Origin of the sequence: Calothrix anomala FACHB-343 (assembly GCF_014696435.1) — a bacterium.
GTDB classification, from domain to species: domain Bacteria; phylum Cyanobacteriota; class Cyanobacteriia; order Cyanobacteriales; family Nostocaceae; genus Aulosira; species Aulosira anomala_A.
In genome coordinates this window covers 76,859-102,809 of sequence record NZ_JACJQG010000018.1, presented here as the reverse complement: position 1 = coordinate 102,809, position 25,951 = coordinate 76,859, and the positions used below count along the sequence as shown (strand labels likewise).

At 40.1% G+C, this 25,951-nt stretch carries 21 protein-coding genes; 6 read left to right on the top strand and 15 right to left on the bottom strand.

Annotated elements, in window-relative coordinates; translation table 11 throughout:
* Positions 1-12: 12 nt before the first annotated feature.
* From cas10d to cas3, 7 genes are all read right to left on the bottom strand, one after another.
* Entirely contained in the window at positions 13-3,375 is a 3,363-nt protein-coding gene (cas10d, locus tag H6G08_RS12760) for a type I-D CRISPR-associated protein Cas10d/Csc3 (RefSeq protein ID WP_190542687.1), read from the bottom strand.
* Positions 3,368-3,811 (bottom strand): type VII toxin-antitoxin system HepT family RNase toxin, encoded by a 444-nt coding sequence (hepT, locus tag H6G08_RS12755; protein WP_190542685.1) that lies wholly within the window; start codon positions 3,809-3,811, stop codon positions 3,368-3,370. The genes cas10d and hepT overlap by 8 nt, the downstream gene beginning before the upstream one ends.
* A complete protein-coding gene (gene mntA, locus H6G08_RS12750; protein ID WP_190542682.1) occupies positions 3,808-4,260 on the bottom strand; it encodes a type VII toxin-antitoxin system MntA family adenylyltransferase antitoxin in 453 nt (150 codons plus the stop codon). The genes hepT and mntA overlap by 4 nt, the downstream gene beginning before the upstream one ends.
* A gap of 138 nt (positions 4,261-4,398) precedes the next feature.
* Complete coding sequence (locus H6G08_RS12745; protein ID WP_190542678.1) at positions 4,399-4,758, bottom strand: DUF5615 family PIN-like protein; 360 nt, start codon at positions 4,756-4,758, stop codon at positions 4,399-4,401.
* 5 nt (positions 4,759-4,763) lie between these two features.
* The gene (locus H6G08_RS12740; RefSeq protein ID WP_190542675.1) at positions 4,764-5,006 is read right to left on the bottom strand and encodes a DUF433 domain-containing protein; all 243 of its coding nucleotides are present in this window, start codon (positions 5,004-5,006) and stop codon (positions 4,764-4,766) included.
* A gap of 57 nt (positions 5,007-5,063) precedes the next feature.
* Positions 5,064-5,396 carry a hypothetical protein gene (locus tag H6G08_RS12735; protein WP_190542672.1) on the bottom strand — a complete coding sequence of 111 codons (333 nt, stop codon included), beginning with the start codon at positions 5,394-5,396 and terminating at the stop codon, positions 5,064-5,066.
* A gap of 234 nt (positions 5,397-5,630) precedes the next feature.
* Complete coding sequence (gene cas3 / locus H6G08_RS12730; RefSeq protein WP_190542669.1) at positions 5,631-7,808, bottom strand: type I-D CRISPR-associated helicase Cas3'; 2,178 nt, start codon at positions 7,806-7,808, stop codon at positions 5,631-5,633.
* 97 nt (positions 7,809-7,905) lie between these two features.
* Between cas3 and H6G08_RS12725 the strand changes: the two genes are divergently transcribed.
* Together H6G08_RS12725 and H6G08_RS38685 are read left to right on the top strand one after the other, a co-directional pair.
* Entirely contained in the window at positions 7,906-8,775 is an 870-nt protein-coding gene (locus H6G08_RS12725; RefSeq protein ID WP_190542666.1) for a WYL domain-containing protein, read from the top strand.
* A 150-nt stretch (positions 8,776-8,925) separates the two neighbouring features.
* Positions 8,926-9,087 (top strand): zinc ribbon domain-containing protein, encoded by a 162-nt coding sequence (locus H6G08_RS38685; protein ID WP_390625607.1) that lies wholly within the window; start codon positions 8,926-8,928, stop codon positions 9,085-9,087.
* 91 nt (positions 9,088-9,178) lie between these two features.
* Here the strand turns inward: H6G08_RS38685 and H6G08_RS12720 are convergent, their stop codons facing one another.
* From H6G08_RS12720 to H6G08_RS12700, 5 genes are all read right to left on the bottom strand, one after another.
* The gene (locus tag H6G08_RS12720) at positions 9,179-9,628 is read right to left on the bottom strand and encodes a hypothetical protein (RefSeq protein WP_190542662.1); all 450 of its coding nucleotides are present in this window, start codon (positions 9,626-9,628) and stop codon (positions 9,179-9,181) included.
* Between the two features lie 197 nt (positions 9,629-9,825).
* The gene (locus H6G08_RS12715; RefSeq protein WP_190542659.1) at positions 9,826-10,722 is read right to left on the bottom strand and encodes a bile acid:sodium symporter family protein; all 897 of its coding nucleotides are present in this window, start codon (positions 10,720-10,722) and stop codon (positions 9,826-9,828) included.
* Positions 10,723-11,104: 382 nt separating this feature from the next.
* The gene (locus H6G08_RS12710; protein ID WP_190542656.1) at positions 11,105-12,118 is read right to left on the bottom strand and encodes an SDR family oxidoreductase; all 1,014 of its coding nucleotides are present in this window, start codon (positions 12,116-12,118) and stop codon (positions 11,105-11,107) included.
* 204 nt (positions 12,119-12,322) lie between these two features.
* Entirely contained in the window at positions 12,323-13,030 is a 708-nt protein-coding gene (locus H6G08_RS12705; RefSeq protein WP_190542654.1) for an ROK family protein, read from the bottom strand.
* A gap of 228 nt (positions 13,031-13,258) precedes the next feature.
* Positions 13,259-14,542: an aspartate aminotransferase family protein gene (locus H6G08_RS12700; protein ID WP_190542651.1), complete on the bottom strand. Its 1,284-nt coding sequence runs from the start codon at positions 14,540-14,542 to the stop codon at positions 13,259-13,261.
* Positions 14,543-14,890: 348 nt separating this feature from the next.
* Here H6G08_RS12700 and H6G08_RS12695 point away from each other — a divergent pair, with 348 nt between their 5' ends.
* Entirely contained in the window at positions 14,891-15,955 is a 1,065-nt protein-coding gene (locus H6G08_RS12695; protein ID WP_190542648.1) for a potassium channel family protein, read from the top strand.
* Between the two features lie 1,378 nt (positions 15,956-17,333).
* Here the strand turns inward: H6G08_RS12695 and H6G08_RS12690 are convergent.
* Positions 17,334-19,766, bottom strand: a complete 2,433-nt coding sequence (locus tag H6G08_RS12690) for a glycoside hydrolase family 31 protein (RefSeq protein ID WP_190542645.1) — start codon at positions 19,764-19,766, stop codon at positions 17,334-17,336.
* Positions 19,767-20,044: 278 nt separating this feature from the next.
* Here H6G08_RS12690 and H6G08_RS12685 point away from each other — a divergent pair, with 278 nt between their 5' ends.
* Entirely contained in the window at positions 20,045-20,587 is a 543-nt protein-coding gene (locus H6G08_RS12685) for a DUF4334 domain-containing protein (protein WP_190542642.1), read from the top strand.
* 433 nt (positions 20,588-21,020) lie between these two features.
* Here the strand turns inward: H6G08_RS12685 and H6G08_RS12680 are convergent, their stop codons facing one another.
* On the bottom strand, positions 21,021-21,242 hold the full coding sequence (locus tag H6G08_RS12680) for a hypothetical protein (protein ID WP_199322530.1): 222 nt from the start codon (positions 21,240-21,242) through the stop codon (positions 21,021-21,023).
* Positions 21,243-21,524: 282 nt separating this feature from the next.
* Here H6G08_RS12680 and H6G08_RS12675 point away from each other — a divergent pair, with 282 nt between their 5' ends.
* Positions 21,525-21,995, top strand: coding sequence for an anthrone oxygenase family protein (locus tag H6G08_RS12675; protein ID WP_190542640.1), 471 nt, complete (start codon positions 21,525-21,527; stop codon positions 21,993-21,995).
* A gap of 130 nt (positions 21,996-22,125) precedes the next feature.
* Here H6G08_RS12675 and H6G08_RS12670 read toward each other — a convergent pair whose 3' ends face one another.
* Positions 22,126-24,045, bottom strand: a complete 1,920-nt coding sequence (locus H6G08_RS12670) for a calcium-binding protein (RefSeq protein WP_190542637.1) — start codon at positions 24,043-24,045, stop codon at positions 22,126-22,128.
* Between the two features lie 377 nt (positions 24,046-24,422).
* On the opposite strand from H6G08_RS12670, the gene H6G08_RS12665 reads away from it, so the two are divergent.
* The gene (locus tag H6G08_RS12665; RefSeq protein WP_190542633.1) at positions 24,423-25,880 is read left to right on the top strand and encodes an AAA-like domain-containing protein; all 1,458 of its coding nucleotides are present in this window, start codon (positions 24,423-24,425) and stop codon (positions 25,878-25,880) included.
* Positions 25,881-25,951 lie beyond the last annotated feature (71 nt).

Here is a 25,951-nt window from a genome sequence, read left to right as displayed (position 1 = left end):
AATAGCTGGTTTTTATTCCTTATCTGATTCCGGTGGCTTTTGATTTTTCTCTAAATTTTCTTTGTCGTCTTCTAAGCGATAAAGAAATTCGCAAGTATCGCGAATTAAGTTGAGTTGACGGCCTGCTAAACGCGCGCGATCGCCTGCAAAAGATTTTTCAAATACATCAACTACAAAATACTGTGCAAAATCTAAAATTGCTTGTCGTTCTTCCTCCCGTTTACTCATTACCCAGCGTCCCTCAGCAGTGGAAGAATGAACGCGATCCATAAGTTTAAAAACTTCGGCGGCTACAGCTGTAACTAATGTTTCACCGCGAAATACACTTAACTCAGCTTTAAGTATAGTTTCAGATGCAATATCAATCGGTTTTAATACAGCATTAGCTTTGGGATTATATCGCTTATTAGCTCTATAAAAGCGGCGATAAAGTTCTGTTAATTTCTTAGGATGATTGAGACTTGATTCTTCTCCCACAATTAATTCCTCTTTGGTGTAGTCAAATTTTGCACAAGGGTCAAAACAAGGATAAAAATGATAGGTGTAAAGCCGAATCTTTTCAATTCTGGCTGAGTCAACTCCCTGGTTACGTGCCCAACGATTTAGATAATAAAATGCATACAAAGGACTAGTTTCTAAATCCTTCGCTAATTCGCTAAATCTTCCCCAGTTGGCGTCATAACCAGATTTACCTTGTCGCGCATTCACATCTAAATGAATCGCATAAGCAGCAGTCAACACATTCAGGGGAGCAGGGTATTGAATACCGTTTTCTTGCCAACCTTCCAGAATATAATCTAAACGGAACCTATCTCTTTTTACCAAAGCGCGAAAAGCATGAGGCGCACTGTCAAGAAAAACGCTTTCTTCAAACTCTGCACCATCATTAAATGGTGGAATTGGCGATTCAGAAACTACAGTTTTGACATCCAAAATCATTGGGAAAGCAAAGGCTAACCAAGTAGGCATAACCCAAGATTCCGTATCTGTGCTGTCTCGTCCTGGAGGTAGCGCCATGAAATAAAATGTTAAAGGCTGGTCTTCTGGATAAGCAAGCTTAAATGTCCGGTCTTTTTCATTATCGAGATTTTCATCTATTAAAAAACTATCTACACTTTGATAATTTTCTTTATCTAAGTGCGCTTGAAAATCTTTGGAGATAAAATGATTACGGATGCTAGTATCAAAGCGAGTTTGAGCTACGCCACTATAAGCTTTCTGTAAAAACTTATTAGTTTCTGGGGTAAAGTAATAAGTTGGATAAAAGTAAAGATAGCGATATTTACCATCTTCAAAACGTTTACCTACTGCTTGAGTTTGATTCATCAAAATTTGTCGCAACATCATTTCCACACCTGCAATACTAGAAATATTGCGCTTGGCATTAGAACCACCTAACATTTGTTTATTTGTATAAACTTGCGGTGTAAATAAAACTGCTGATTCCATCTGCTCTGTTACTGTGTAAGCAGAATGGGAAATTGAACAAATTAATTGTCTTCCCCTTCCAGGTTTTTTAGCAGCATTATAGTTACCTAACTCATTGAGAAAGTTTTTAGTTTGCGTTTCAGGTGATTGTTGTTGATTTGTATTTGGCAACATCACCACTCTTGATACCCATTGTCTTAAATCATCCCAACCATCAGGTAATTGATATTGAGAGAGGATGGGAGAAATTAAACCTGTCAAGTATTTAATAACTTGCTGGCAAATTTCCCTGACATCTTCCACGCCTGGATGTGCTTCCAGATACTTAGCAGCGAGATAATACCATTCATAAGGTACGCCGCCAGTATTACCTTTTAACTTGTTTTCTTTCAGGCTTTCATTGATGCGCTGAATGTGGCGAATTTCAGGGATAGATTCTGTTAAATTCCAGAATTCAGTAACTTTATGTGTTAAATCAAAAGCAGGTATAGCGGGTAATTTTTTATCTTTCTTGCGAATTGCTTCAATCCGGTTAACGGCTTCATCCCAAATTTTACGACTAACTAAATCGCCAAATTCAGCTATTTGGTCAATGCGGATATCATCGGTAAAATTAAAATCAAACTCAGCAGGTAAAACCCCTTGTTGTTGAAACTTAACTAAGTTATCACTGCGACTTTTAGCAACAGATGGTTTAGTAGAACTTAAAATGCGTAATGTTGCATCTAAAGCTACTTCCATTAAGCCGGGAGAGTCAAAAAATAAGTTATAATATTCGGCATATTTCATGCCTTTACCATCACGACCAAATCCTGTTTGTCTGCGTTTTAATTGTCCTGCACATAGGAACTTAATATTATTAACTACAAGGTCTGGTAAGTCTTTTGTAGATAGAGAAGGAGCGTTACGCGCAGCGAGATAAATTACACCTGTTGGCAGATATAGTAAAGGTTCATAATATATCTGCTCATTGGTATTGAGACTAGTATAAGCTTGAATTACGGCATTATTGACAACATTAGTTAAAACACCCCGATTTTCTGCAATACGGTGATAGGTAAATTTCAGTTGTCCATCGCTGAGATTATGAATAATTTCTTGCAATCTCGGATTTTCTGCATCTTGGGGATGTTTAACAATAGAAGCGAGAGAATCAGCTAAACAAGTTAAATCAGCTAGACTGCGAAGAGTACGGTCTTTAAGAACAGGATTTAAGCCAAATTCCGAAAAATTCCAGTTAGTATCCCAACGGCGTTGAGCATTGTAAGCCAAGCATAATAAATCGTCGAGATATTCTGTATAAGCTTCTGGATTATCGGGATTGATAAACTGATCGAGTCCTAATTGTTTGACTTTTTCATCAATAATTTGACGATGTTCTACTAACGCTAATTTGCGGCAATTTTCTGGTACATCGGGGAATTTTTCAAAGTCATGTAAAATGAACCCAGCAATGACTAAACGCCGTTCTCTTTCTCTGACTACGCGCCGAATAGTTGTATCCAGGTTTTCTAAGCGTTTCTCAATTAAATTTGCAGGAAATAAACCGTTGAGTAAATGTGTATTGAGTGATTGATCGGCTGCATTATCTCGCCTAACTTTAGTTTTACCTGCTGCTTCTCGCTGTTGGTCTATTTCATCAAAGAATTTACCACCTTTAGCTGTGACACCAATTGCTATTTTTAGCAGATTTGGTAAAACATATTTGGCAAAATCTGCCATGACTATATCATCAGGATTTTGCGCTGTAATCGCTTCTTGCAGTAGCTTGAGTGTGAGTAATTGTTGTTTAGTTGCGATAGTGCGATCGCTATCACTATCAAAACCAAAATCACCCGATAACCAATCTTCATCTGATGATTCAGAATTTACAGTGTTTTCTATATCTAAAAGTGATAATTGCTGATATTTATCTGAAGCTTTTGCAGCTTTACTTTTTTTAGCCATTCTCTTCACTCAAGGAAATTAAATATGAGTTGACTTGTCTGACATACAGTGGATATTGCTGTAAAGCAAAACTAATTGCCCTAAAAACTTGCTGCGGATCTATATCGTCATATTCATGAACTAGACGATTTCTTAATCCTGCTGATGGTGCCAATTGTCTTGCTAGTTCGGGAGTAATGACACCATATTTACCAAGCTCAATAAAAGCTTCAAAGTTAGTATTTGAATTTCCTGGATTTAGCTTTGACAAGATATGATCGTTAATATCTATCGCAGCTTGAGCCATTAATTGTAGCAGTCTTTCTACAACAAGTTGCTGACGGAAATCAGCTAAGAAGTCATCGAGAGTAGTAGCTCGAAACTCTTCTAACGTGTTGTAATATTTGGTAATGAACCTAAGTCTCACTAAAACTATTTCGGGATCTATATTACTCATGCTCCCCACTTATTTAGTTCTCTTTCAATAATTTGATGTTGCTCTTGCCGAAATTTCTTTAACTCTGATTCAGTTTTTAAGGAATTTAATCGAAAAGATTCAAATTGCTCAGGATATTTTTCAAACAAGAGAATTCCATCACGAGCCACGAAATGAGCTATTAGCCAAGAGCATTGGTTAAGTTCTACAATATCAATGTGGTCAGCATTGATTTTTAATACTTCGCCAATCAGCATAGGTAATTCAAACAAACCTGAAATATTATTTTTTATGTAAGCTTCACGCTGTTCTTCATCACACAAAACTGCAAAATCCCAGTCACTTTTTGCGTTTGCATTACCAGTGGCTCTAGAACCAAATAGGATTAACATTTTTAAGTAAGGAATTTTTTCAGGAAGTTGTGAGGCTAATTCTTGCAGTTCTGCAATTGTTGGAATGGGGTTCTGCATTTGCTAATTCTCCATTATTGTAAATAGTTGAATTACATAAATGGTTTGAAGAGTAATTATTTACATAGTAAAAATTACATTGAAATTCAGCTTATTAATTTCTCGCACCATTAGTGCGAGAAATTAATTTGTTGAGTTTTAGGCATCATTCTCTGGTGGTCTAATTCTCACTCTGCCTAATTCCGCAGTGACAATTGCACCTGATGCTAATTCATTACCGTAAAGCTGAAGTACTCGCAGACAAACAACTGATTGTTCTGTGGTAGTAAGATTAACTAAACGTAAAATGCCACAGTGAGGATTTCCCCTTACAATTGCCAACTCTCCAAAGTCTTTATCCAGCGTTACTAAAATTCGACCTTCACGGTAAGCAGTTGCTAAAATCTCCTCATCGCCAGGATCTTCTGACCAATCTCCACTCCAAACTACGTCATAGCCAGCAGCAAGTAAATTGGTACGCACCCCGAACCACACACAAGTATCTAGCAGTATTTTCACATTTGTTACTCTATCAATAATGGTTCAACTCGTTCATGAGCAACTAGCCTCCTTGCATAAACTAAGCAAGCTTGTACATCTTCTCGTTCTAACCAGGGATAAGCTTCTAGTAAGGTTTCGATAGTATCTCCTGCTGCAAGCATCCCTAAAATATGTTCAACTCCTAAACGGCGACCTCGAATAATAGGTTTACCGCCAAATATTTTGGGGTTGACTGTGATTCTTTCTAGTAGTTTTTGTTCGTTCATAACTAGTCTGTGCTTTGAAATTAGATTGTTGATGCTGTGTACACTGCAAATAGCACCTTAGTCTGATGGTTCGAGAAAAGCCAAACGATTCTCTAAGTCGTCGTTTTTGTAAACTAAGTGTCTCAAATAGGGAATTTCTGCTTCTATAAAACTAATTAATTCTTGGTTCTCTTGAAGCTGACTAGTATTTGCGTTTGTGAGATTTTCTAATTTGTTAAGTTTTAGCAATATTTCTTGATTTTGCTGTTCTAAAGTCCTGATGCGACACTCATGCTTGTAGACTTCCTCAACAAGCCGATGAATCAGCATTTGGTTAATCTGTTGGAGCTGATTGATGTCAGCATTAAGTACGCATTTCAACAGGTGGGGGTCGGCATTTTGGTTTTGCATTTGCCTGTTTCAGATAAAGGTACAGTATTTTCAGTTCACAGCGTATTAACGAGACAAACTTCTTTATCTTGACTAAAGTGTTTGTACTATACTTATACTGTAAGTCAAAGTCTAAGGCAATAACATACTCTAACTCCCTATGAGGGATTGAAACAATACTCTGTGAACGTATTACTGTTCCTTTTTCTGCCTTTAGACTTTGAATCCCATAAATCCCTATGAGGGATTGAAACCTCAAGCAATCCATATCTCATCTCCTTTACTTTTAAAGGTGTACGCCAGCGTATCTAGTAGTAGTGCAGAGTGACCAAACGCGATCGCATACGGTGTGTTAGCATCATGAACGCTGTACTGGTCGCTAATCGGGTAAATTTGAAAGTGCATCGGTAGCCGTAGCCGCATCCGCACTTCTGCAACGGGACGGCGAAGCACATAACATACCAAACCCTGTGTTTTTAAACGTTTGTTTATCTCCCTAATCCATTGGTTTTCTGGTTGCCAAACTTCTATGCCTGTTAAAACCTGGACTTTCCACGCATCAGCTATTGGTTGCAAGTCGCCAGGGTAAGTAAATTTCCAGTTCAACCTTTCCTCACGGTAAGAACGCAACTTGATAAATGCTAGACAGTGAGCAAATCTACCTTTGGCAATTGGTTGTCCGGTGCGTTGTGCAGTTTCTTTCAGTGTCCGTGTAAATGCCGCCTCTGTCCACGTTTCAATTTCTAAGTTGCTCAAAATTCCGGGTAAGTCGTAGGTTTTAAACCTATCTACTTCGTTGGCTTCGGTTAAGTCGTACAAACCACATTGCAATGGACTAGAACCGCGAAAACTAGCAGCATCTTCAGCAATAGGATTTCCTGATTTTCCGGAGATTTCTTGCCATTCTTTAACCCATCCTTTAATTCGTCCAGCCATAGATTTCAAACTGGTATTAAATAGTTGCTCGCTGACTGTTTGAAATTTATCTCGGCTTTGGGCATACTGTTGTTGAATAGTGCGATCGCTTAATTGACAACATAACCAAAAAGACTGTACAGCACCCCAACGGCAATAATATCCCTGAAAATCATTAATTTGGCGATATTGCTCTTTAATAGTGTTTTGTAGAAACGGGCGATCGCAAATACAATTAACTGTTAAGGGTGGAGATTCTACCTGAAATAAACGCTCGACTAAAAAGTTGGGTACAAGTGCATAAGCTGTGAAATTTGCAAACTGAATTTGCTTACCTTCTTTGTCATAGCCATCATGTCTGCCCAACCTGCCTAAACGTTGGGTAAAGTTACCTGCATCGGATGATTCAAAAATTAGAAAGTTAATTTTAAAATCAACCCCTACATCAATTGTACTCGTGCCGATAACTAAATCAGCAGCAAGGCTTTGCTCTTTGATTCTTTTCCCAGAAAGTCCGGTATTTTCGCCTACTTTTAAACCATAAGGCTGTAAAATTTCTTGAAAAAATGGAGTTAGACGCTTGACGGACGCAATAGAATTGAGAATAATTGCGCCTTTACTACCTGGATATTGTTGAAATTGATTGACAATCAAATCAATATTTTCTTTTAACCAAGTCTCTGATGCTTTAAAAGCTGGTTCTAAGGGGATAAAATTTAAAGCGATTGGTCTTGCTACTTGCCGCCATCCTTGAGATTTTAATTGCTGTTCTTGTTCTTCAGTCTCAGGAAATTGATATTTATTTTGTTCGTGGGGATTAATTTCTCGACAACGAAAACCTGCTATTTCTAGTTTAGTGATTAAATTTTTATCTGGTGTAGCTGAAAGGAATAAAAATTTTTTGCGGCGATTGGTGCAGCGAATTAATAACATTGTATTAATAATACTGGCAATTTGGGGAGCAGCAAATACATGAAATTCATCTACAAGAAATAAATCAAAATCTTTATCGATTCTGCCCCATAATTTATCTGGACTATCGCCACGAATAATATAAGCACCGCGATGTAAATAATGGAAAATATCAGGGTTAGTTAATAATGCTTCTCGTTGGCTAGTGAGAGTTGCGATCGCAGCACTTTTCTTTAAGCCTTCATTTTCTGCATATATTTCTAAATCAGCACCACTGAGTCGCACTACACGGGGCTGATTTGCAGGTTTAAATGCTGCAATATAGCCTTGAATTTGTATTTCTTGATCGCGTGCTAGTTCATTAGTTGGGTAAAGTCCAATAGCCGAAGATTCACCCTGAAGCACTTCTAAATATGCAGCTAAACTTTTACCATCGCCTGTCATGGCGTTGTTGAATATTACATCAATATTTGGATCGCGTAAGGCTTCTAAAGTGGCTGCTTGATGCCAAGATAATGACCAATCTTGGGGTAATTGTACACCTTTGGGTGTGGGGACTGTTTGGGAATAAACAGATTTGAGATTAATTTTGTAACTTTCGGACATAAACTTAAATAGTGTCCGTAACTGGTTGTTAAAAACAATATTGGCACGCAAAATAGAAGTTGACAAGATATATCCGTATAAAAGTGTCCGTATAAAAATGAGTAGAAAGGGTCAGTCTATAACTTTATCGGTATCAGAACGAGATAAAGCCGAGTTAGAAAACTTAGCGCTAGAGTTTGGGATGAAGTGGGGCGATCGCCCAAATATCTCTAAACTAATAGAAGCGATCGCTCGTCATCATTTAATTATTGGTAAAAATCATGACTGGTCAGAATCGCGTCTGCGTGCTGTTCATCGTGCAATGCTTGCCTTAGCAGATATTGGGCAAAATGAGCAAGCGCAACTAATAGCACAATTATTACTTGAGCGTAGCGAACTACCTATACCTCTGCGTACTGAAGTTGACAATTTTTTAGGAAACTTACCGCCAGCTTGGCGTTTAGAAATAGATCGTTACATTTTACGCGAGCAACCATTTCAACTGAGTTATCAAGACGCAAGACAGCATATCTGGAATTTTACTGTCCGTTACGCTAAAATTACGCCCCACGAAAAGCGCCAATATCTTGATTGCTGGTGTGAAGAGACTGAGGGTAACTTGGATGTAGAAGACTTGCAGCACAATTGGAGTTTACGTTTAGACAGGATTCAGGATGCTGCTGTTTCACCGATTGTTGGTGAGTGGCGGGGTTCTGGGTTAGCAGAAATAGATGTAGAAATGCATCTGTTTGCAGGTTTAGCTTTTGCTTATCAAGCCAAACTCGAAGACAAAATTAATGAATGGCTACCAGATAAAGCAAAAGTCAAGCGTGTTGTTAGGCGTGTTTCTAATACTTTTTGGTTCATTCGCGAGGTAATGCAATATGCACCAGATTGTGTAATTGTTACACCAGAAAATGTGCGATCGCTTATTCAAAATAAAATTAAAACTCTTTATCATAATTATGGGTTAGATATTTTTTCATAAAAATTGCAGTGGCGAAATCGTAATAAGGTGCTGGGGGATAAGAAACTGAAAATTAGAGCGTCTAAAAACGCTCGTGACTTTTACGCCAGAACAGAGTCAACTCACATATAAACAACCTTTTTACGGTACAAAAGTCGAACTAGTTGACAGATGGTATCCCAAAAAATCTGCTGTAAGTGCCATCACGTTCAACCAATGATTTTATCTCAAAGGATTTTTTGTTGTGAAAGCTGTGGGCATTCTCAAGACAGGGACGAAAATGCGTCCGTCCATCTTGAGAATGCCCCTATTGATAAAGTAAGGTCGGCTTGACCTGAACTTAACGCCTGTGGACAAGTAGTAGCCGTCTACCTTGGTTGAAGCAGGAAGAAATCTCTAAGCTAATCAACAAGTTTGACTAAGTTTAAGTAAGTATTTCAGAGCAGGATGTCAACAAATTGATATGGTACTGTTCAGCATCGCTGTCAATGCGGATAAATTCGGTTAATGGATTGTATATATCAAAATTTTGGAGATTTTTCTCTCGATTCTGAGAATTCTCTAAATAAGTTAAAGCTAATGTAGAAGTGACATAAATGTTGCCATGTTGTTTGAACCCGGCGATTAATTCAGATTCTGGTGGATAATCTTTGACTAAACGTTCGGCTAGATATCCTTTTAAAATGATGCCTCTTAAGCCTGTTTCTTTGTACCCTTCTTTAGCGATCGCTAATGATATATCATCAGGATCGCGATGCTGAAAATTCTCGTAATCCTCAAAAACTGGGCAAAAAATCTTCATTAGCTTTTTTACCGGATTTTTAACTTTCCCGTAGTTGGAATCTTGCTGTTTTCTTCGCTTCGATTCACCCATGCTAGTTAGCTCCTCATCAATGCTAAAATTCTCATTGTTTTGACCCAAGAAAGTACAAAATGCTTAAAAATAGGTAATTGCAGTCAGTAGAGTTAATTCCCCATTGTAATTACTAAATTCAAGCATTACCTTGTACTTGCTTTGCCATTGAATCTTAATTCTTGGTTTTTAATTTGGCAAGAAAACAGAGAAACTAGCTAAACTTTACTTTCTACAGGTTCTGGCACAACACTGGTTACAGCCAATTTTCTGCCATAGTTAATTGCTATTAAACCTGTGATATTCATAAACAAACTGTAAATAGCCGCAGGTATTGCCATATCGGGATTGTTGAGTAAGCCTGCGGTAATGGCGATCGCAAGTGTACCATTTTGAATGCCCACTTCAATGGCAATGCAGATTTGCTGGGCAGAATTGAGGTTAAATAATTTGCTGATATAATATCCGACTATCATACCGATAGTATTTAACAACACTACACCCACGCCAACTTGCATAATAAAGCCGGGTAGATTACTCCACTCACGAATAATCAGTATCAGAATAATGAGCGCCAGAAAGCCAACTGCTAGGCGGTTAGTGACTTTTTCTAGACGACGGGCGATTTCGGGAAATATTTGCCGCACAGTCATTCCCAAGCCAATGGGCAAAAGTGTCATCAAGAAAACTTGTAATATTGTGGCACCAATGGGTAATGCGATCGCCGCAGTTTTGCCAATAAAGTGTTGGTAGGCAAGATTTCCTAATATGGGAATTGTAAATACTGTAATTACGCTGCTAAAAGCTGTCAAAGTAACTGAGAGAGCAACATCGCCTTTAGCCAAAAATGTAATTACATTTGAAGATACTCCACCAGGACAAAGTGCGATTACCATTAACCCCATAGCAATGGTAGGTTGCATGGGTACGAGTGTAGCTATGAGAAAACCGATAACAGGTAAAAAAATTAACTGACTAATTAAGCCAATTAAAACAGCTTTTGGATACTTCTTTACACGTTGAAAATCTTCGGGTACCAGAGACAAACCCATTCCTAGCATGATAATTGCTAAGGCAACAGGTAAAGCAACAGCAGTAAAAAAGCTTGCTTGCATAATCAATTTTGGATTAATTAGACAAAATTGATAATATCAGAATATTTCTCCGTATAGCGGTGCAATTTGAAGATAAATGGCGGTGGGTGTCATTTGTCATTGGTCATTGGTCATTGGTCATTGGTCATTTGTCATTTGTGAGAGACGCGATTAATCGCGTCTGTACAATTGGCGATACATCAATATATTTTAGAGAGCAAGGCAGTGCTTTGCGCCTACAATCTGTTGTACTCTTTTTTTAAGTGGTATTAATTTCAGGAATGTTGAAAAATTATAAAAAATGAGTTCGTAGTCAGGGCTTTAGTTATGCTTTGTAAACAACTAAAATCCTGATTACGAACTTATAAAAATTAATGCTTTTTTGCATTAATTAGAAATAGAATTAAATTTCATTCTTACCAAATATGCCTAAAGCTGTGGCAATACCTAATGCTGCAACTGCTAATGCACCCCATTTCAAGGGCGGATTTTTATCCAAATTATCTAAAAAACTGGGTATGGACAAGTTTCTAAAATCTCCCTCTACTTTGTCATAGCCTGCAATTGGCTCAAAAACATTGTTGGGTGCATCGGCTGATTTTGGCTCATTGGTACGCTGTCCTTGAAATGCGATCGCTAATAATAGAGAATCAGCTAAGGCTGGCGAAACTCGTTGCACTAAATCTAAGATTTTCCCCGCATCCCCCACCACAAAATCACGGGTGGGATGTTCAGCTGCGTAAAGAATGGCATCGCTAACCAAACTCGGCTGATAATATGGCGGTACTCCTGTAGGCTTCACCCCTAATTTGGTACGAACTTTATTGTAGTAAGGGGTATTAATTGTTGCTGGCAGTATGGATGTGACAGCAATCGGCCATTTTTCGTGTTGTAACTCTACCCGCAACGCATCAAGAAATCCTTCTAAACCATGCTTGGCTGTCGAATAGGGACTTTGTAAAGGCAAACTCCGCCTTCCTTCCATTGAGGAAATATGAATTAACGCTCCCCTTCCCTCTTGTTTAAGATGGGGTAAGGCTGCCATTGCTCCGTATACCTGTCCCATCAAGGTAACATCTACAACTCTGGCAAACTCCTCTGGTGTAATTTTTTCAAAGGGAGCGATAACACCTGTAGCAGCCGTATGCACCCAAGTATCGAGGCGTCCGTATTCTGCTACAGTTTTATCTGCGATCGCTTTTACTTGCTGAAAATCACTGACATCGGCAATTACATAGGTGGCTTCACCGCCCAAATTGCGGATCTCAGCCACCAGAGACTGTAATCCTGGTTCGCTACGAGCAGCAACTACCACCTTCGCGCCCCGTTCCGCAAACTTCACTGCTGTATCCCGCCCAATCCCACTAGAAGCCCCAACGATAGCTACCACCTGCTGCCCAATTGATTTTAATTGCATAGTTAATCATTCTTAACACCTTCCCTTCAATCAATAGGCGCGATTTGTGCTAAGTTCATCTCTCGCTGGGCTTAGGCTGGATGGGGCAGGGGGCACGGAGCAGGGGGCAGGGAGCAGGGGGACAAATGATCATTGTACAGACGCGATTAATCGCGTCTCTCACAAATAACCAATGACTATTGACTATTGACTATTGACTAATAACTAATCTCTCCACAAAGCTATGCCGCCTAATAAACCGGTAATATTAGGAATTAGTTTGACATTTAAAGGTAGCTGGAGATTGACGCGGACGGCTTCACCACCGCCGATATAAAGGCAATCATAATTAAATAAATGTTCGAGAGATGCGATCGCTTTTTCTAAGCGTCGATTCCATTTTTTATCGCCAATTTTTTCTAACGCCGCCCGCCCTAGTTGTTCTTCGTAAGTCTCGCCTTTGCGGAACTGATGATGCCCCATTTCCATATTCGGGACTAGCTTACCATCAACAAATAACGCGGAACCAAATCCTGTACCCAAGGTAATCACTAATTCCACACCTTTACCTGCGATCGCGCCTAACCCTTGCATATCGGCATCATTAATTACCCGTACAGGTTTATTTAATTTATTGGCTAAGGCTGTTTGAAAATCAAAACCAATCCAATCTCGATCTAAATTTACCGCCGTTTCCGTGACTCCATGACGCACCACACCAGGAAAACCCACAGAAACGCGATGAAATTCACCTTGATTAGCTGCTAAAACAGCAATGGCATTAATTACTGTGTCTGGTTTTGCTGGTTGGGGTGTTTCTAAACGTCCCCTTTCGGTTACAGGTTGTCCTGTAACATCTAAAACCAAAGCTTTGACACCACTACCACCAATATCTACTGATAGAGTGCGAATTGAGCCATTATCTTCCACCATTGCCATATCTCCCAGCTATGTTGTGCTACTTGGTTATTATGCGCTCCTGTTTTTGATTTACGTGCAGAAGTTTTGATAGTCTTCACAAGTAGAATAGGGGCTAGGGGCTAGGGGCTAGGGAAGGGAGACGAATGACAACCATTGTAGAGACGCGATTCATCGCGTCTTTGCCCCATGCCCAATGCCAAATGCCCAATGCCCAATGCCCAATGCCCCATGCCCCATGCCCTAAACTGTCAACGTTGCTAGTGCTTTTTCTACAGCTTGTAAGGCTGTGTTAACTTCTGCTTCTGTGACAATTAATGGTGGTACAAACCGCAGAACTTTCGGCCCTGCTGGTACAAGCAATACACCTTCAGCGATCGCAACTTTGACAATTTCAGCTGCTGTTAGCTGAATATCTGCTTGCAATTCCATACCGTTGATTAAGCCCCAGCCGCGAACATCGGCGATAAGATGAGGATTTTTAGCAGCGATCGCATTTAAGCCCTCGCGCAGTTGTTCACCCCGTTGTTGCACATTCTCTAAGATATTTTCTTTCTCTAAAGTCTGGCAGACACTCAAGGCGACTCCGCAAGCAAAGGGATTACCGCCAAAGGTGCTGGCGTGTTCTCCTGGTTGGAAGACATCGCAGAATTTTTTACTCATCATGGCACCGATGGGGATACCACCACCTAATCCTTTAGCGCTGGTGAAAATATCCGGTTCTACGCCGAGAGTTTCGTAACCCCATAATTTACCGGTGCGTCCCATTCCGACTTGCACTTCGTCAAAAATCAACAAAACGCCGGTTTCGTCGCAAATTTGCCGCAGTTTTTGGAAGTAAGCGCGATCGCCTGGACGCACGCCGCCTTCTCCTTGTAATGGTTCTAATAATATTGCTGCTACGCGGTAATCGCCTTCATCGAGTTCGCTAATTGCCGCTTCTATCGCGCCAATATCGTTGTAAGGCACATAATGAAACCCAGGCACTAAGGGATCGAAGTGTTTTTGATACTTGGGTTGTCCTGTAGCCGTAATTGTGGCTAAAGTCCGCCCGTGAAAACTAGCATTAGCGGTTAAAATAATTGGTCGTTCAATTTCTAAGACAGTATGGGCGTATTTCCGCGCCAGTTTAATTGCGGCTTCGTTAGCTTCCGCCCCAGAATTACAGAAAAAAACGCGATCGGCGCAGGAATGTTGAATCAGCCATTGTGCTAATTCACCCTGTTCGCGAATGTAGTACAAATTAGACACGTGATGCAGCTTTTGGATTTGCCGCGTCACCGCTTCTACCATAGCTGGGTGGGCATGTCCCAATGTACAAGTGGCAATTCCGGCAACAAAGTCGAGGTATTCTCGCCCTTCGCTATCCCAAACCCGGCATCCTGCACCCCGTTCTAAGGCTAGGGGAAATCGAGCATAAGTAGACATCACCGCTTCATCAAAGCTGTTGGCATCAAAAGGGCTTGATGACAACGAATCAGACTTTGGGGGGTTGGTGGCTGCTTCAACTAAACTTTGTATGCTCACTACCGCTCCTTAAGAAAATCTTTAATCGTATAGTTATCTACTAGTGTCGTAGAAATTTCTCAAAAATTTCGACTATTTTTGAGAACTCATGATTTTATAATTTTTAGATTGACAAAAATCTTAAAATATGGTTAAGGAATTTAAGTATTCAATCTTGATTTTCCCACACTTTTTAGACAATGCCTAACCTTAAGTGCCCTTGAAACCCACACAAGGAAGGGCGGGGTTACCCCGCCCCTACCAAAATATTAATTACCTATCAAAACGCGGATTGGTATGACAAATGACTATTGACCATTGACCATTGACCATTAACATTTTCTCATCAATCGCAGAGGTAAAAAAATTGTGTACTTAATACCTGAGCAAAAATATCAACGTATTCAAAAGGAGTTGATACTAGCAACGATCGCGCTTTGCTGTGTTTTCTTGCTTGGGACTTTATGGTACTGTTTGGTTGAGGGTTGGTCATGGGAAGATGCTGCTTACATGACGGTGATTACCTTGGCTACAGTCGGATATGGTGAGACTAACCCCCTCGGCAATCGCGGCAGATTATTTACCATCGCTTTAATTTTGACGGGTGTAATCAATATTGGTTACATTGTCAATTTATTTACACAAGCAGTAATTGAAGGCTACTTTCAAGAAGGAATTCGCATCAGGCAACAGAGGCGTTTAATGGAATCCTTATCGGGACATTATATTATTTGTGGATTTAGTCGGACGGGACGCCAAATCGCCAAAGAATTTCGGGCAGAAGGTGTATCTTTCGTCGTCATTGATTCCGAAGTGGAATCTGTGCAAAGGGCACAAACCGAAGGTTATATAGTATACCAAGGTGATGCCACGTTAGATGAATCGCTGTTAAGAGTTGGCATAGAACGAGCGATTTGTATTGTTGCAGCACTGCCTTCTGATGCAGAAAATTTATACACAGTCTTATCAGCAAAAACTTTGAATCCGGGCATTAGAGCGATCGCCAGAGCTAGTACGGAAGAAGCGTTACAAAAATTACAACGCGGAGGCGCTGATGCGGTAATTTCTCCTTATATTACAGGCGGAAAGCGGATGGCAGCTGCAGCCCTGAGACCGCAAATTTTAGATTTTGTTGATGGTATACTTTCTGGTTCAGACCGCCAATTGTACATGGAAGAATTTCTCCTAGAACCAGCTTACTGTCCTTTTGTCGGACAAACCCTACAAAAAGCCAAATTGCGATCGCAAACCGGCGCATTAGTTCTAGCAATTCGCCGTACCGATGGTAACTTGATTGGCGGCCCCACTGGTGACACAGTATTAATGCCAGGTGATACCCTCATTTGCATGGGTACAGCCGAACAATTGCGTAGTCTCAACCAAATTCTCGGCCCCATCGTTTCCCAAAAGTTGCGGAAACCGAAGCAAAGCTGATGCATTCAGCCGTAAAGGTAGGGTTGCAGAGTGCAAGTGTTAAGGGGAAAGATATTCACAGCTTGTAGGCGTGGATTAAGCCAGATATTTGTGAATAATTGGCTCTTACAGCAGTTTTAATGCATTTGAACCACAATCATAGTAGGGGCACGGCACCAGTAAGATTATTGTATATACGAGAAGATTTTGGGTGCCGTGCCCCTACAGTGTGGTCTATTTACCTGAAAATTGCTGTAATCTGTAAACTATCCTACTGCATGTACAAAGTGTGGGTATCAATTAATTCAATTCATCCCTTAACGATGCAAACTGCTATTTTTAATGTGCAAATAAAAAAAAGGTTTGGCTGGTTACCAGACCTCTATATAAATCCAGTGCATAACAACATCCCGATTTAATCTACTGTTTATTTTTAGGTTTGACATCTTCCTCTAGGATGTGTTCAAATCCAAAAACAGATGATAGTACCTAAATCAAAATGATAATAGACACTAGGAAAAAGAGATTTTCATGCATCATTATCCTGAGATTGTCGAGAAATTGACAAAAGGAAATTAACTCGCCTTATTAAGAATATGTAAATAATATTACCTATGCTAATTCGACAATTAACTAAATTTTAACTAGTACAAGTCGGCGGAAATAAACAGACCGTTTAAAATACAACATATTTCTGGTAAATCAGGTACGCACTTCGGGGCATGGCAGTGCCAGTGCCCCTACAATCAACGATAATCTGCTGTAGGTAAAAATCTTGTAATATAATGATTATTTCTTGTGAATTGTGACTTATAAATTTTGCCTTGTCGTACTAGATTGATATTAAAAGAATCTCCAAGAAATTACGCAAAATAAAAGACGGGAATTATCCCGCCAAGATAGCTTGAAAGAGGTAATACACCTTGGACTCTGAAAAAAATACACAGCGAATTAAATAGGTTGCCAGAATTATTAAGGGTGCAAACATAAATAACCATTAGTTGTTCATTATTTCCTGTTTAAACCCCAGTTTATTCCTGACAAGCCTTATGAAAATAGCATAGCTAAATTTTGGTAAGTTGCCAAAATGCCAAATAGTAAAAATGTAAAAAATCAAAAAGACGGGTGCGGCCCCGTCTTCTGTATATGAGTGTAAACATCTTGGTAATAATTGCAATATATCAAGTAAGTTTTGGGGATAGTTGCCAAAATGCCAAAGGGTTAAATTTACAACAAATCTATTGATTGTCTTGCTATTTTGACAAGTTATATCTAATATGAGAAACTCCGTAATTATTGCTTTATTTGTCATTTGTCAGAGACGCGATTAATCGCGTCTGTACAATTCTCCTCCATGCCCAATGCCCCATGCCCCATGCCCCATGCCCCATGCCCATTTTCAATCTATTTGCAACCGAATTTTGAAAAAGCGATCGCATTCTATATAATCTAATTCTTGTCCCTGAGATGTCACTTCTACATCATCAACCCAAGCTTGCTGAATTTTTAGCCCGTGTAAATGCAGTTTGACGCTGGTATAGGGGAAAGGATAATCGCCTTGTTCTTCCCGTGTCAGTTCTAAATTATCTGCAAATCTTACCAGATGTAATGTATCTAATCGGGATGAACCATAGCCATCACCCGCATCGCTATATAGCTGAGTTAAGCTTTCACCTTCCCCAGATGGGTAAATATGTAGGGTAAGTTGCTGATTCTCTTCCATAGGTAAAATACTCCCAGCTTTCACCAATACAGGAATATTTTCTAATGGTGCGGAAAGTGTTACCTGTTTTCCGCCTGCAAAGACGGTATCATCCCAAAAACTATACCAATTCCCAGGGGGTAACATTACTTGACGCGATCGCTCTTTTTCTTGGACAATCGGACAAATTAGTAAAGCATCACCCAACATAAAAGCATCTTCCACATCCCACAATCTCATATCATCGCTAGCAGCCCAAAACAGGGGACGCACGGGAGGATAACCTTTTTGTGTAGCTTCCCAAGATAAAGTATAAAAGTAGGGTAACAAGCTATAGCGCAATTCCAAGAAAGAGCGAATAATACTCAGATATGGTTCGCCATAAGTCCAGGGGGTGCGATGTTCAACGTTATTTGAGGAATGAGTGCGGTAAAAGGTGAAAAATGTTGCCATTTGGAACCAGCGCAAGTATAACTCTGCACTAGGATTACCCTGGAAACCACCGATATCCGGGCCGCTGTAGGGAATACCAGATAAGCCTAAACCAATAACTGTGGATATTGTTTGACGCAATGCAGGCCAAGTACATTCTACATCGCCTGTCCAAGTCCAAGCATAACGCTGAAGTCCTGCCCAACCAGCACGAGAAACTATAAAAGGTCGTTTTTCTGGGCGATATTGACGCAAACTTTCATAACCTGCTTCGGCTTGTAACAGTCCGTAAATATTATGTGCCTCTCGATGATCGCCGCCGCGGCCTTCCATATAATGTTGGGTAACTTTGGGTAAAGAGCGATCGCCATCGGTAATAAAAGCCGCAGGTTCGTTCATATCATGCCAAAAACCTGCCACGCCCACATCTAGCAAATAAGCATACTGGCGGCTCCACCAACTGCGCACCTTGGGGTTAGTAAAATCGGGAAATACACACCAACCAGGCCAAACAGGTGCAACTAACAGTTTGCCATTAGGCAGTTTACAAAAACCATCGAGAATTTGACCTTCTAAAAATAGATTACTGTGGCGACTGTACTTAATTCCTGGGTTGAGGATAGCAATAAATTGTACACCGATTTCCGCAAGTTCCTGGGTAAAGCTTGCCAAGTTTGGGAATCTTTCGGGGTCGATGGTAAAAGCTCGGTAGCCAACTTGACAATCAATATCTAAATGAATTGCGCTTAAAGGTAAATTATGCGCTTGAAAAGCCTTTGCTTCCTCTCTCACCGCCGCTTCGGTACGATATCCCCATTTTGACTGATGATAGCCTAACGCCCAGCGCGGGGGAAGAGGCGCATGTCCAGTTAATTCGGTGTATCGCTCTAGTAATTGTTTGGGAGAACCGACCGTGAAATAATAACGTAGGGCACCGCCTGTAAAGTCAGCTGTAGCAGTTTCCCCAAAGGTAAAATTGGCATCAAAGGAATTTTCATAAAAAATCAAATAACTACCTAGAGAATGCATACCCAAATACACGGGAATGCAGAGATACATGGGATCTGAGCCGGGAGCATACATACCTGCGGCGTCATAATTCCACATGCGGTAGGTTTTACTTTGTTGCCGCTCATCTTTAGCCGCCCGCAGATTTAGCGAAGAAGCTCGTTCCCCTAAGCCATAAATGCGTTCTTCTGGGCGGAGTTGTGCTTGATGAACCCAGCCTTCTATTTTATACTGGGGCGGTAGTTCTTCGCGGATAATTTGTCCAGAGCGATCGCTAAATTTTAGCTTACCATCTACTTCAACAATTACCTTCAGCCTTTCTGTAAATACAGCGCAGTTAGTCTCGGTTTCTGTTAATTTTACTTCTACTTCCGGCCATTCCTGACGAGCAATTCCGTAAGGAATCGGTGCTATACCTTGTTTCCAGTCAACCCGCACTAAATCTTCAGCGAGAAAATAAACCTCTAATTCTGCAAGCTCAAAATAAAAATTAGCACCTGTTGCAGTAGCTTCAGCACGGATTAATTTTCCCGGTAAACTTACACCGTCATCTGTGGTTCTGGCGATAAACTGGCGTTCTAATTTGTCTCGTCTTTTCGTGTATATAAGCGCTTTGGGAGCATAACTCAGATAAAATAATGAACCCAAAAAAAACTTTAATTTTAATTGGATTTGCTTGAATATATCCATTATTAAGCTGCTCCACTACCCAAGGTTTTTGAATGTTATTGCAGAATTTGGACTGCCAACTCTTCAATAATTTGCCAACTAACGCCAAAAAGTTAATTCACCCTGAGTAGGATTTATATTTGAGAATTACGCAATTAGAATTAAGCCAAAAGATTGTCTGATTTCTACAGTCATAAAGTCACCCATAATTCAGAGAGATTGCTAACATAAAATTAAGTACCATAAAGTCATTTCAGTAATTTAGTAATTTGGAAAATCCCATAATAGCAAGCACAACTATGAATACTTTAGAAAATACTCAATTGATTCTGGAAACGGGTAAAACTACAAAAGAAGAAGCTTTACAGTTATTTGATGTGCTTGAACCAGTTAATTTAGAGTTTATGTTTGGTCGTTGGCAAGGATCTGGATTGCATACAGATCATCCAATCGATGGGTTATTAGAAATTTCTAATTGGTATGGGAAAGAATTTGTCGATGCGGAAAATGTTCATCCATTGTTATTTTTAGATAATCGGGGAAAAATCTTTAAGATTGCGCCTAATGCTAATTTAATCAACTGGGTATTGAAATTGCCGATTCCTCGAAATGATTCGCTAAAACCGTTATTAGTCTGGATGAATTCTTTACTGAAAACTGAGAAACCTCAAGCTAGACTGCGGATGATGGAGTATCGAGGAAAAGTGACTGCGACGATGGTTTATGATTATTTGCCGATTAATGATTCCTTTCGCAAAGTAGATGAGAATACTGTGTTAGGAATTATGGATTATAAGAATATAAATCAACCTTTCTTTTTCGTTCTCAGACGATGCATTTAATTGTTATAGGACTTACGCAAAAATTATCAAAAACCTTAATTTATCGAACCGCCAAGATACCAAGACGCCAAGAACTCGTAGAGTATGCGTAAATCCTATGTTATTCAGATTAGCTAATACCAATTTAATATAAAAATGCATATAATTTAGCCTGCGTAGGCAGGCTTTGTTTGTTTAGCCCCAGGCTTCTAGCCTGCGGGGGTTTATGTGCCACTTCACAGAAAATTGGTATAATACAAATTCAAATAATCTTGGCGACACATAAAAATATTCTAGAGGGCATGGCAGTGCCAGTGCCCCTACAATCTGGCGCATTCTTTTTGCCAATTGGGATAAATCAAAAATAATCCGTCTAAATTAGGGAAATCTACTGATGCGTATCACATAAAAACTCTCCCGTCAACCTGTATTTGGCGGGAGGATTTCAATTAATTCAAAAAAGTTGTTGATTAAAAAAGTTTGGATTTAAATCTACAGGAAATAACAACATTTCACTGGCTGACTCCTGCTGGGCTTGTTGAGAAATTTCGATTGCTTTTGCTAAACGACAGTATTTAATCGGTATCCATTGTCCATCGGAGAAGAAATATATGACCACTCTGTGATTTAGGTATTGTTCTAAAGGAAGTGGAAGACTCCAGTTGGAAATCACCATCTATTTCTTGAGGAATATATCTACTAAGCATTGCATTATCAATTGCTTGATTTATTCCTCATCCTATTTATATAAAGCGATCGTTCTTGACTGTCTCTAGTTAGGTTCCTATTTACTACCAAAGTTATAATCATCTAATTGGGAATTTAAAATACTGTTGTAACATTACAATCTGTCTGATTCTTTTTTTCAATTGGTGTTAGTTTTAAAATCAAATAGTAATCTTATATGCTAGGTGCATAATTTCTGAAACTACAGGAAATGCATTTGTAGGAGGGTTTTATGCCGTTTGCATTAAAACTTGTCACGGCTTTAGGCTGCGGGTTGGTGGCGGGAGTCTTTTTTGCTTTCTCGACTTTTGTGATGAGTGCGTTGGGGCGACTGCAACCAAAAGAAGGCATAATCGCCATGCAATCGGTTAATATTACCGCGATCAATCCCTGGTTTATGCTGGCGCTGTTTGGTACGGCTTTGGCTTGTCTGTGGATAGCGATCGCTTCCTGCACAAATTTGGCTCAACCTGGTAATATTTACTTGCTCATCGGTAGTTTAATTTACTTAATTGGGACAATTTTAGTTACAATCGCCTTCAATGTACCCCTCAATGATGCCCTAGCGATCGCTAATCCAGATAGTACAGAGGGTGCAAATCTTTGGGCTAGATATCTCACCAATTGGACATTGTGGAATCATGTCCGCACAATTAGTTCCTTGGGGGCTGCGGTATTGCTGACGATCGGTCTTACTAAATAAATACAGCATATTTCAGGTAAATGAGGTACGCGCTTCGAGGCATGGCAGTGCCAATGCCCCTACAATGAACGATTATCTGTACCTCACCAACTTGCAATTTGCACTCATTAGCGATCGCACTTTGTTGACATCAACTAATAAATGTAATCCCTGGAGTTGTCGCTGTAAAACTCACATCCTCAGCTACAGCAATTACATCACCGAAAGCAGGCGCACCGAAGAAAATGACTGTATCAACAATAGATGAGTTATTAGTGATAGTACCAGTACTAAACTGTTGCTGTACAAAAGTGTAATCGCTCGCAGTACCGCGTAAAATTAGTTTTTCGCCCTCGATGACAGAGAAATCTGTGATAATTGCATGACCGGCTTGGCGATAGGAATCATTGAGGGAGAAAGTATCAACATATTGAACACCATTGAATGCAGAACCGCCAGATAAGGTATCTATTTCGCCGGTATTAAAGCCACCGCTACCAAGCAGGGTATCATTACCTACACCACCAAACATACTATCATTACCAAGACCGGCATCTAGGCGATCGTTACCTACACCACCGTTGAGATTATCATTGCCTAATCCACCAAATACTGTATCGTTACCGCTACCGCCCAGCAGGATATCACGGCCATCAAGACCATTGAGAATCACATTTTGAAAGGCGCGACTAGCATCAATGCGATTGCTACCATTTCCGCCGTGAATTTCTACGGTTTCAATACCTTCTAGGGTATCAGTACCTGTGGCTGAGTCATCTAAGTTTGCACCCAAGCCAAACTTACCACCTTTGAGTTGAGCTTTAGTTGGTTCACTAAATGAGAACAGCTCAAAGTTATTGTCACCATCTATGAATAAATAATCATCACCAGCACCGCCGATGTAGCGGTCATCACCTGCGCCATCAAAAGCACTATCGACAAAAGTATCTCTACCTGTTCCACCTTGAACTAAGTCATCTCCAGCGCCACCTTCTAAATTATTATTGTCATTCCCGCCTCTAAGGGTGTCATTACCATCGTTACCCCGCAGGAAGTTAAATCCTGCACCACCGACGATACTGTCGTTACCGCTACCACCGTAAATTTGGTCTAAACCGCGACTACCGATAATGGTGTCGTTACCTTCATTACCAAAAAGAAAAGTTCTATCTGTCAACAAAGCTTGAGAGGCGTTAATCGTGTCGTTACCGGAAGTACCTGTTAACCTAACTCTCTCAATCTCAGAAAACTGATGGACTAAATTACCCACAAATAGCTGATTATTAGTCAAAACATAATTTGTGGCTCCCGTGACACGTAACTCATCATTACCAGCACCGCCAATTAGGGTATCGCCAACATCACCTATACCCGGAAATTGTCCGTTTTGGGCGATGAGAATATCGTTACCTGCACCACCATTTACAAGATTGTTCCCGGTGTCACCAGAAAGGTTATCGTTGCCATTACCACCGTTGAGAATGTCGTTACCACTCCCACCAATGAGAGTGTCATTGCCATCAAGACCATTAATCGTATCATCCCCGGCTACACCATTTAAAACATTATTCGCGCTATTGCCAAGAATGATATTGCTCAAAGAATTACCTGTACCATTGATATTGGCAGTTCCCACGAGTGTCAATCTTTCCAGGTTGGCTCCCAGAGTATAACTGATGGAAGAATTAACGATATCGTTGCCTTCATTCGCCTGCTCAATCACAATGGTATCTACTGAGCCGATAGAGTAAGTATCGTTACCTGTTGCGCCAACAAGAGTATCTCGCCCTAACCCTCCATTAAGTTGATCGTCTCCTGCACCACCGTTGAGGCTATCATTACCAATGCCGTTAAATATATCTCCAGAAAGATTGTCATTGCCATCACCGCCCATAAGAACGTCATCACCGACAGCACCGAGCAGGTTATCATTACCACTACCACCGATGAGGGTGTCATTGCCACCGTTACCATTGACAGTATCATTACCTGCCAAGGCATCAATTAAGTTATTCGCGCTATCACCACTGATATTGTCGTTACCAGGAGTAGGGTTACCAATAATAGCCATAATGTTGTGTCTCCTTGAATGAGGTTGTGAGTTTGCTTGTGATGTAGTAATAATTCGTAACGGCTCGATGGGGTTGGAACCAAAGAACTGAGTTAACAACAGATAAAATGTTTAACTATTGATATACTGGCGATCGCTATGTTGCCTTTGATTCTGTAAAAGGTAAATGTGGATAATTTAAGGAGTTTGATGAGCAACAATTCAGTCCGCAAAAATCTTAAGTAAGATTAAGTCACAATATTTAAGGAGACTCATCTGTGTAAAAATAAGCAATGTCTCGATTTTCGCTATTTCCAGATTGTTAAAGAAAAAATCTGGAAAGTTAAAAATTCGAGTTGTAGCTAAATCAGCCAATAGTTGTAATTCATCCCTGAGCAATGGACTTTGAAACAGCATTCAAAATCTTAGATGCAGCAGTTGTTGCCCAGACTAAAAGACACTTGAAAGATATTGAAGTGGCAATACTTCGTAGTTCTTGGCAAGGGAAGAAATATGATGAGATTGCTCAAACTTATGGCTATACTACCGAGTATCTCCAACATGATGTAGGCCCTAAGCTGTGGCAAATGTTGTCAGAAGCATTTGGTGAAAAGGTAAGTAAAAAGAATTTTCAAGCAGCTATCGAGCGACAAAGACTTTTACGTAATGGGGCGCTAACAAAGCAGTTAGAGACAATTATACAATCTGATTTCATGTTATCTTCACCGTTAACAGTGGGGACAACAACATCAAATTATCCAGGTTATCCCAGCAATGCGTCAGAATTAATTGCTGTAAATAGCAATGCAGGAACCCAACTAAATACAGAGTTAGAATTTCCCGCAGGTCAAGTACCTTTAGCTTCTAAATTTTATATTGAACGTCCGCCGATTGAAGAACGTTGTTATCAAGAAATTTTGCAACCAGGGGCTTTAATTCGGATAAAAGCACCGGGACAGATGGGTAAAACTTCCCTGATGGCGAGGATGTTAGATGAAGCGCGAAAGCATGGTTATCAAACAGTATCTTTAAGTTTTCATTTAGCAGATAAAGCAGTTTTTACCAGCTTAGATATATTTTTACGCTGGTTTTGTGAAAGTGTAGGACGGAAATTAAAGCAACTGCATCAATTAGATGATTATTGGAGTATTTATGGCAGTAAAGATAAAGCTACTGCTTATTTTGAAGAATGTTTGTTAGAAGAAATTAACAGCCCCTTAGTTATTAGTTTAGATGGTGTCGATCGCATTTTTCCCTATCGCGACATAGCCGAAGACTTTTTTAGCTTGTTACGCGCTTGGTATGAATATGCTAAATATGGCGATCGCAGTAGCGAATTATGGCAAAAACTCCGCTTAGTTTTGGTACATTCCAAGGAAGTATATATCCCCTTAAATATCAATCAATCGCCCTTTAACGTCGGCTTGAGCGTGGAATTACCAGAATTCACCTCAGAACAAGTGAAAATTCTCGTTGAGCGCCATCAGAGGCTAAATTGGACGGATGCCCAAGTAACAAAACTGATGGAAATGGTAGGGGGACATCCTTATTTAGTCAGACTCGCCCTTTATCACCTGCAACAGCAAGATATTACCCTAGAGCAGTTGTTACAAACAGCCCCAACAGAAGCGGGAATTTATAGCGATCATTTGCGATCGCATTTATGCAATCTCGAACCCCATGCCAATTTAGCCACAGCCTTTAACCAAGTTGTTAACAGTTCGTTACCAATCGAACTAGATTCAGAATCAGCCTTTAAATTACATAGCATGGGTTTGGTAGTATATTCTCATGAAAATAAAGTGATACCAAGTTGCGACTTGTACCGCCAGTATTTTCAGAATCGCCTCAGTTAAAGGGCTAGATCCTAACAAGTGATCCCCCCTTGCTAGCCTCAGAAAGGTAAGCCAGGGAGGATCGGTGAGAG